Genomic DNA, 1,784 nt, shown 5'->3' on the forward strand with positions numbered 1-1,784 from the left:
CGGCGCTATCCATCAGCGTGGCGAGTTTCGGCACCTTCGGCCTGATCTGGTCGGCGACATTGCGCCATTGGGTGCTTGCCGCCTCCGGGGTGTCCTGGGCAAAGGCCGTGGCGATGAAGGCGGAGACGACACGCCGTCCGCTCTTGCCCGCATGAGCGAGGGCATTGCGCATGAAGTGAACCCTGGGGCTGTTGAAGAAGTCGCCGATGGCCGATCAGGCAGCACCTCGCGCGTTAATGAACCTCTGCGGGAGTAGAATGCGGCTGAAAGCGTTCCTCAGCTCGCAGATGGTTGCCTGGGGTGAAGTCACGAGCAAGAACAGTCGCAAAAGGGCTACCGCGAGCCGCTTCAGGTTTATGGCGGCGGCCGTGAGGTAGGATTGGATCTTCATGTTGGAGAGTCCGCGCCGAACGGCGCGGGCGAGTCCGTGCCAGCTCTTCGCTTCGCCATGGAACCCCTCTGAGCGCCAGCGATGCCGCTGGTACAGACGCCGGTCTTCCTCGGTCCATTTCTCACGGCGTCTTCGGGCTCGCAGGAGCGCCGGGTAATCGTCCCCTACAACGACGGCCTTGTTTGCCCGCCCCTTCGAGAGGCATAGCCTTGCCAGATCGCATCCTCGGCAGTCCGCTGCCTTGGAATAGAAGAACCGACCGTGCTTGACCGGTCGGGTCGGCCTGAGGGTCTTTCCACGCGGGCACTTTAGGGTGTCGTTCTTTGCGTCGTAGCGAAATCGGCGCATCGGCACTGGGCTGCGGATCGGCTCCGCCTTCGTTGGTATGACGGCGCTTATGCCCCGCCGCTCGAACCCGCCGAAGACCTTCGCATAGGCATAGCCTGCATCGGCCGTGACGGTCTCGACATCTACGCCCGTGGTCTCAACGGTCGCGTCGATGCGCTCGATGATGACCTGACCTTCGTTGATTTCGCCGGTGGTTACCTCGACGTCGAGAACCACGCCACAGACGTCATCGACGACAGCGTGCTGCTTGAAGGAGGGTTCAAGCCGACGGTTGCGCCCGCTCGTCGCCATCGTCGCATCGGGATCGGTGACGCAGACCTTCTTGAACTTCCCAGTCTTGCGGCTATCGCGTTCAGCGACGGAAGCATCTTCGTTCGCTTCGGCAACCGCCTCAACGTGGCGCACCGCAAGGCTTTCCCAGCTCACATCCGCGCGAATGAGTGAGGCATCGACATGCACCACGTCCCCCTTCGCGATCTTTGCTGCGATGCAGGCCTCCACCGTGCGTTCGAAAATCCTTCGAAAGCGCTCCACCCCCCATCTCTGCCGTATCCGCGTCAGAGACGAATGATCAGGTAGTGCCTCGTGCAGGCCATAGCCAATAAACCACCTGATCCCGAGGTTGACCTGCGCCTCCCGCATCAGGCGACGATCGTGAACGATCCCGAGCAGGAAGCCCGCAAGCATTAGCCGGACGGCGACCTCCGGATCGATCCCAGGTCGTCCGTTATGCTCACAGTAGAGATCGGAAACCTCTGCCCTGAGCCACGTGAGGTCGAGGACACGATCCACTTTGGCGAGAATGTAGTCGTCGGGGATGAGCTGTCGAAGCGAACCCGTCATGAACAGCTCGAGCTGACCGCGTTCCTTATGTCCCAACATGCCGGTGCACCCAGAGAATCAATCCCAAATGAATCGAATCACGTGAGGCTGACTTCTTCAACAGCCCCACCCTGCACCTCTGCCATGTGGCGGAAAGCACCTTCGATACGGCTGCCTTGATGCCCTCGTGTGCATCGGAGACCACGAGCTTGACGCCGCGCAG

General features: G+C 61.3%; 1 protein-coding gene and 2 pseudogenes. All 3 read right to left on the bottom strand.

Features of this window, described 5'->3' with window-relative positions; genetic code table 11:
- Positions 1–184, bottom strand: a pseudogene (locus ACQKP1_RS25840) (transposase); the annotation flags it as partial.
- Between the two features lie 30 nt (positions 185–214).
- On the bottom strand, positions 215–1,621 hold the full coding sequence (locus ACQKP1_RS25845) for a transposase (RefSeq protein ID WP_374725560.1): 1,407 nt from the start codon (positions 1,619–1,621) through the stop codon (positions 215–217).
- 55 nt (positions 1,622–1,676) lie between these two features.
- Positions 1,677–1,784 (bottom strand): annotated as a pseudogene (locus ACQKP1_RS25850) (transposase); the annotation flags it as partial.

This window comes from Allorhizobium sp. NPDC080224, from assembly GCF_050281005.1.
Lineage (GTDB): Bacteria > Pseudomonadota > Alphaproteobacteria > Rhizobiales > Rhizobiaceae > Allorhizobium.